The organism is Streptomyces flavofungini (assembly GCF_041028215.1).
In the GTDB taxonomy this organism is placed as follows: Bacteria; Actinomycetota; Actinomycetes; order Streptomycetales; family Streptomycetaceae; genus Streptomyces; species Streptomyces flavofungini_B.
The window spans coordinates 1-6548 of the sequence record NZ_JASKYR010000459.1; the positions used below are offsets into that span (position 1 = coordinate 1).

Sequence of the window (6548 nt, forward strand, 5' to 3'; positions counted from 1 at the left end):
CCCGCGAGATCGAGCGGCCCCGCGTAGGCCCCATGCGGGACATCGCCGCCACCATCCAGCCCGAACAGGACGACCTCGTCCGGGGCGAACTCGCCGCGTCCCTCTGCGTCCAGGGCGCCCCCGGCACCGGCAAGACCGCCGTCGGCCTGCACCGGGCGGCGTATCTGCTCTATACGCACCCCCAGCGCGTACGGCGTTCCGGGATGCTCATCCTCGGGCCCAACCGCACCTTCCTGCGCTACATCGCGGAGGTGCTGCCCTCGCTCGGCGAGAGCGGGGTGCGGCAGTCCACCGTGGCGGACGAGGTCGGGCGGCACCCCGTGCGCGCCCACGACGACGAGGCCGCCGCCGTCGTGAAGCACGACGCCCGCATGGCCGAGGTGCTGCGCCGCGCGCTCTACGCCCGTGTCGCACCGCCCACCGATGACCTCGCGGTGCCGGACGGCTCGTACCGCTGGCGGGTGCCGCTCGGCGACCTGGAGAGCGTCGTCGAAGGGGTGCGGCGGGAGGAGCCGCCGTACGCCACGGGCCGCGAGCGGGTGCGCAGCCGGGCCGTGCGCCTCGTACAGGCGCGGGCCGAGCGGCGTTCGGGCCCCCGGAACGGCACCTGGCTGCGGAAGATCTCCGGGGCCCGCGCCGTCACCGCGTTCGTCGACGCGAGCTGGCCCAGGGTCAGGGCGGACGAGGTGCTCGCGGAGCTGCTCGCCGATCCGGCGGCGCTCGCGCGGGCGGCGGACGGCGTCCTCGACGCGGCGGAGCAGCGGGCGATCCGGTGGGCCGGGCCGCCGCGCTCGTACAAGTCGGCCAAGTGGACCGCCGCCGACCTCGTGCTGATGGACGAGGTGGAGGGGCTGCTCGAACGGCCCACCGGGTACGGGCACATCGTGGTCGACGAGGCGCAGGACCTCTCGCCGATGGAGTGCAGGGCCATCGCGCGCAGGGCGGGCTTCGGTTCGCTGACCGTGCTCGGCGATCTGGCGCAGGCCACGACGCCCTGGGCGGCCCGGAGCTGGCCCGAGCTGCTCGGCCACCTCGGCAAGCCGGAGGCCGCGGTCACCCCGCTGACGACGGGGTTCCGCGTCCCCCGGGCGATCGTCGCGCTCACCAACCGGCTGCTCGGGCAACTGGACGTCGATGTGCCGCCCGCCCGTTCGATGCGCGGCGAGGGGGAGTTGCGCGTGCGCGAGGTGCCGGACGTGGTGCCCGCGGTGGTCGAGGCGGTACGGGCGGCGCTGGAGCGGGAGGGCTCCATCGGGGTCATCGCCGCCGACGGCGCCGCCGGGCGGCTGCGCGCGGCCCTCGCGGCGGGCGGCGTCGAGGCGGCGGGCCCCGACGATCCGGGGGCCCGCGTGACGCTGCTGCCCGCCTCGGTCGCCAAGGGCCTTGAGTACGACCACGTCGTGGCCGTCGAACCGGCGGAGATCATGGCGGCCGAGCGGCGCGGGCCGCACCGGCTGTACGTGGTGCTCACGCGGGCCGTGTCCCGCCTGGACGTCCTGCACAGCCGACCGCTGCCGTGGGAGGGGTGAACGGGACGCATCCGCACCGGGCCGTTCCTGGGGGACCGGCGCACCGGGCCGTTCCCCCGGGTCATCAGCGCTCCAGGACCGCCTCCATGACCGCCTTGGCGATCGGCGCGCCGAGCCTGCCGCCCGCGATCTCCGAGCGGGGGATGCTCATGTTGGACGGGTCGACGAAGACCGCGACGGCGACCGGGGACTCGTCGCCGCCGGGGGTCTTGGCGTAGGAGACGAACCAGGCGTACGGCCGCTCGTCGTTGACGTCCGCGCCGTGCTGGGCGGTGCCGGTCTTGCCGCCGACCGTGACACCCTCGATCCTCGCCTTGTTCGCGGTGCCGTTCTCGACGGTGTTCTCCATCATCTCCTGCACCTTCTCCGCGGTGTCCTCGGAGACGGCCTGGTTGAGCTCGTGCGGTTCGGCCTTCTCGATCGTCGACAGGTCGGGGCCGCGCAGCTCCTCCACCATGTACGGCTTCATGACCAGGCCGTCGTTGGCGAGCCCCGCCGTGACCATCGCCATCTGGAGCGGGGTGCTCGTCAGGCTGCCCTGGCCCATGCCGGTCAGCGCGGTCTGCGGTTGGTCGAGCTGCCGGGGATAGCTGCTCGCGACGGCGCGCACGGGGATGTACTGCTGTTCGTTGAAGCCGAACTGCTCCGCCGTCTCGCGCATCCTGTCCTTGCCGACCTTGTGCGCGATGTCGAGGAAGACGTTGTTGCAGGACCACTGCATGCCGGTCTTCATCGAGACCTTGTCGCAGTTGGCGTCGGGCACGTCATTGCCGATGCGGGTGGAGCTGAGGGGCAGTTTGTACGGGGTCTTGGCGCCGGTCGGCTTGTCGATGTCGGTCACGACGCCGTGCTCCAGGGCGGCGGCAGCGGTGAGGATCTTGAACGTGGAGCCCGGCGGATAGATCTCACGCAGCGCCCGGTTGCTCAGCGGCTTGTCCTTGCGCCGGTCGAGGTCCTTGAAGACGCGCCCCTCCTCGGCGGAGATGCCCGCGAAGACCGAGGGGTCGTACGAAGGGGTGCTGGCCAGGGCGAGCACCTTGCCGGTGCGGGGGTCGAGGGCGACGACGGCACCCTTGGCGTCCAGCGCCCGCAGCCCGTCGTAGGCGGCCTTCTGGGCCTTGGGGTCGATGGTGGTGACGACGTCGCCGCCCTGCTGCTTCTTGCCGGTCAGCATGTCCAGGGTGCGCTTGATGAAGAGCCGGTCGTCGTTGCCGCTGAGGATGCCGTTGTGGACACCCTCCAGGAAGGTGCCGCCCTGGGCCTGCGAGAAATAGCCCGTCACCGGCGCGTACATCGGGCCCTCCTTGAAGGTCCGCTTGTACGCGAAGTCGGTGCCCGACGTCTTCTTCGAGCCGGTGATGGACTTGCCGCCGACGATGATGTCGCCGCGCGGGTGGGAGAAGGCCTCGATCTGCACGCGCCGGTTCTTCTCGTGGTTGGCCAGCTCGTCGTTCTCGGCGAACTGCACCCAGGTCGCCCGGAGCAGCAGCGCCAGCGTGAGGATTCCGCAGAACACGGCTATGTGCCGCAGCGGACGGTTCATGGTGGCTTCCCCCGGTGGCGGCGACGGTCGAGCACTTTCGCTCCATCCTGACCGTTTCCGCCCCGGGCCGGGCCGGAATCCTCCGATCCGCCGCTTTGAGCGCGGGCCGGGCCTCCCTACGCGCGGGCCGGGCCGCTCTACCGGCGGGCCGGGCCGCGCAGCACCTCGATGACCCCGGCGTAGCTGTCGGAGCCGTGGCCCGCGGCGGCGGCGCGCTCCATCGTCGACCTGATCAGCTCGGGCAGGGCGTTGTCGATGCCGCGGGCGTGCGCGGCGTGGATGAGGTGGCCGATCGCCGCGATCTGCACGTCGACCGTGGCGTCGTCGCCCGGGTAGTGACCGGCGTCCACCTGCGGCGCGTACGTCGTGAGGAAGCCGGAGACGGCACCGTTCAGCCAGCGCAGCGCGATGCGGGTGAAGTCGGTGGCGGCCGTGCCGTCGGAGGTCACCAGGGCCGTGCCGTGCAGCCAGCCGCTGAACGTGGCCCACATCAGGCCGAGCAGGGCGGAGTCGTAGAGCGAGGCGAGGCCGGGGGAGGAGCCGAGGTACATGGGGTCGCCGAGGGCGGCGAGGACCGGGCGGTGGGCGCGGAAGACCTCATCGGAGCCGCTGTAGAGGAACATCATCTCGGGGCTGCCGACCCCCGGCGGCGTCGTCATGATGCCCCCGTCGAGGTACCCGGCGCCGTGCTTGTCCGCCCAGGACGCCATCGCCTCCGCCTGCTCGGGCGCGCCGGACGTGAGGTTGACCAGGGCCTTTCCGGTGAGCCCCGCCGCGTCGGCCAGTGGGTCGAGGACGGTGTGCACGGCGTCGTAGTCCAGTACGCAGGCGAGCACGAGCCCGCTCGCGGCGACCGCCTCGGCCGGAGTCGCGGCCACCCGCGCGCCCCGGTCGGCCAGGGGCCTCGCCTTCTCCGGTGAGCGGTTCCAGACGGTGACGGGGTGCCCCCGGTCGAGCAGGGCGGCGGCGAGGGCGGAACCCATGAGCCCGAGGCCGATGACGGTGACGGGTACGGGTACGGGGTCCGTGCTGGTGCTTTCGGTGTCCATGGGGATCACGCTCGCAGGGCGCGGCGGGGCCGGACAGTGACAGTGGTGACGGCGCCCACCAAATTCCTGCCAGCCGGGTGCGGGGCGCCCGCGGCCTCGTACGCTCGCGGCATGAGCGCTGGTTCCGTCGCGGTGATCGTGGCCGATGAGATCGGGGTCCCGTCCTGGGACCTGTATGAACTGAGCATTCCGCTCACGGTGTTCGGCAAGCCGCAGCCGGACCTCCACGACCCCTGGTACGACCTGCGCCTGTGCTCGACCCGCGCACCGGGGCCCGAGGCATCCGACTTCGGCTTCGCGCTCCGCACGCCGTACGGCCTGGAGGGACTGGCGGGCGCGGACACCGTCGTCGTGACGTCGGTGCCGGATGCCTGCGTCGAGGAGGACGAGCCGTTGCCGGAGGGCCTCTCCGACGCCCTGCGCGCGGCCCATGCGCGAGGCGCCCGCATGGTCTCCCTCTGCACCGGCGCCTTCGCGCTCGCCGACGCGGGCCTCCTGGACGGCCGCAGGGCCACCGCGCACTGGATGCACACCGCCCAACTGGCGGCGCGGCATCCGAAGGTGCGGGTCGACGACTCCGTCCTGTACGTGGACGACGGCGACGTCCTCACGAGCGCGGGCATGACGGCGGGCCTCGATCTCTGCCTGCATCTGGTCCGCCGCGACCTCGGCGCGCACGTCGCCAACCAACTGGCGCGGCGCATGGTGGTGCCCGCGCACCGCACGGGCGGCCAGGCCCAGTTCATCGACCTCTCGGTGCCGGAGACGGACGACGCGGGCCTCGGCCCCGTACTGGAGTGGGCCCGCGCGCACCTGGACCGTCCGCTGACCGTCGACGACCTGGCGCGCAGGGCCGCGATGAGCCCGCGCACCCTCTACCGCAGGCTCCATGCGGCCACGGGCACGACACCGCTCCAGTGGCTGCTCAACCAGCGCGTCGCCCGGGCCCAGCACCTTTTGGAGGCGACGGACCTGCCGGTCGAGAAGGTGGGCGAACTGAGCGGCCTCGGCACCGCCAACAACCTCCGCCACCACTTCCTCAGGCAGGTCGGAGTCTCCCCGGGCGACTACCGGCGGTCCTTCTTCACCCGGCGCCCAGCAGCTTGACCATCGCGGTGATAGCGGTGATCGCGGTGATCGCGGGGCTCTACCTCGCGTCCGCCCCCTTGAGGGCGTCGAGCGCGGCCAGGATGTCGGACGGCTCGGCCCGTACGGAGTAGTCGGCGTCGACGAACGCCCAGCGGATGACGCCCGTGCGGCCGATGACGTAGGTGGCGGGCAGCGGCAGGGTCCGGGCGTGGCCGCCGTTCACCCGGTGCAGTTCGAAGCCGAGCCGGTCGTAGAGGGCGCCGAGTTCGTCGGAGAGGTCGAAGGCGATCCCGTACTGCTTCGCGACGTCGGAGCCGAGGTCGCTGAGGACGTCGAAGCCGAGCCGCTCCTTCTCGGTGAGGGTCAGGCTCTCGTCCGGGATCTGCGGGGAGACGGCCACGAGACGGGCGCCGCGGGCGGTGATGTCGTCGTGGTGCCGCTGGAGGGCGCGCAGGGCGATGTTGCAGTAGGGGCACCAGGCGCCGCGGTAGAAGGTCAGGACGACGGGGCCCTCGGCCAGGAGCGCGTCGAGGGAGACCTCGTCACCGGTGGCGGCCGGGAGGGTGAAACGGGGCGCCGGGTCGCCGGTGGAGAGGGCGTTCTCGGCGATACGGGTGGCGAGCAACTCGGCGGCGGCGCGGTCCATGACGTCCAGGACGTCGGCGGGGAGCTTGCGGTGGCCGTTCTCGTACAGGTCGCGGAGTTCGTCCTTGAGGGTCATGGCGGGGGCCTTTCATCGTCGGCGGGAGGGGCGCTTCGGGCGCGGGCGTGGCCGTGCGGACGCTCAAGTAACTTGGAACGCACGTTCCAGGATCATCAGCATGGGGGCACGCTGATGGCCCGTCAAGCGGTATCTTGAAATCAACGTTCCAAGAAGGTGAGAGCCGCAACTCATGCCCGACATCAAGCACTTCGATCCCGACGAGGCGCTCGACCGCGTCGTCCGGCTCTTCTGGGAGCACGGCGCCGCCACGACCTCCATCCAGGCCGTGGCGACCGCGACGGGCCTCAACCGCTCAAGCCTGTACGCGACCTTCGGCGGCAAGCGGGAGCTGTACCTGGCGGCCCTGCGCCGCTATGTGCGGGACCACTCCGACCGTGCCTTCGCCTTCGTCGCGGAGGACGGCGCGGGGCTTCCGGCGATCCGCGCGTTCTTCGCGGGCCTCATCGAACAGCGCTGCACGGGCCCGTACGCGGGGTGGGGCTGCATGGTCGTCAACGCGCACGCGGGCAGCGAGCGGGACGACCCCGAGGTGCGGGCGCTCCTGGAGGACCACCACGAGCGGCTGCGCGGAGCACTGCGGGTGGCACTCGAAGCGGCGCGTACGGCGGGGGAGC

General features: G+C 72.3%; 6 protein-coding genes. 3 read left to right on the forward strand and 3 right to left on the reverse strand.

Features of this window, described 5'->3' with window-relative positions:
• Window positions 1–1529 (forward strand): HelD family protein (locus AB8Z36_RS26900; protein WP_369215965.1); only part of this gene is annotated, 1529 nt, incomplete at its 5' end.
• Window positions 1530–1593: 64 nt separating this feature from the next.
• On the opposite strand, the gene AB8Z36_RS26905 is transcribed toward AB8Z36_RS26900, so the two are convergent.
• Both AB8Z36_RS26905 and AB8Z36_RS26910 read right to left on the reverse strand, forming a co-directional pair.
• Window positions 1594–3072: a peptidoglycan D,D-transpeptidase FtsI family protein gene (locus tag AB8Z36_RS26905; RefSeq protein WP_369215966.1), complete on the reverse strand. Its 1479-nt coding sequence runs from the start codon at window positions 3070–3072 to the stop codon at window positions 1594–1596.
• Between the two features lie 137 nt (window positions 3073–3209).
• Window positions 3210–4121 (reverse strand): NAD(P)-dependent oxidoreductase, encoded by a 912-nt coding sequence (locus AB8Z36_RS26910; RefSeq protein ID WP_369215967.1) that lies wholly within the window; start codon window positions 4119–4121, stop codon window positions 3210–3212.
• A 132-nt stretch (window positions 4122–4253) separates the two neighbouring features.
• Here AB8Z36_RS26910 and AB8Z36_RS26915 point away from each other — a divergent pair, with 132 nt between their 5' ends.
• The gene (locus tag AB8Z36_RS26915) at window positions 4254–5228 is read left to right on the forward strand and encodes a helix-turn-helix domain-containing protein (protein ID WP_440582001.1); all 975 of its coding nucleotides are present in this window, start codon (window positions 4254–4256) and stop codon (window positions 5226–5228) included.
• A gap of 40 nt (window positions 5229–5268) precedes the next feature.
• Here the strand turns inward: AB8Z36_RS26915 and AB8Z36_RS26920 are convergent, their stop codons facing one another.
• The gene (locus AB8Z36_RS26920; protein WP_369215969.1) at window positions 5269–5931 is read right to left on the reverse strand and encodes a peroxiredoxin-like family protein; all 663 of its coding nucleotides are present in this window, start codon (window positions 5929–5931) and stop codon (window positions 5269–5271) included.
• Between the two features lie 172 nt (window positions 5932–6103).
• Between AB8Z36_RS26920 and AB8Z36_RS26925 the strand changes: the two genes are divergently transcribed.
• On the forward strand, window positions 6104–6548 hold a 445-nt coding region (locus AB8Z36_RS26925), incomplete at its 3' end, for a TetR/AcrR family transcriptional regulator (protein WP_369215970.1).

What these genes read in the sequence shown, in the direction of transcription:
- AB8Z36_RS26905 (WP_369215966.1), bottom strand. Translation starts at nt 3,072, where the DNA reads ATGAACCGTCCGCTGCGGCACATAGCCGTGTTCTGCGGAATCCTCACG.
- AB8Z36_RS26910 (WP_369215967.1), bottom strand. Translation starts at nt 4,121, where the DNA reads ATGGACACCGAAAGCACCAGCACGGACCCCGTACCCGTACCCGTCACC.
- AB8Z36_RS26920 (WP_369215969.1), bottom strand. Translation starts at nt 5,931, where the DNA reads ATGACCCTCAAGGACGAACTCCGCGACCTGTACGAGAACGGCCACCGC.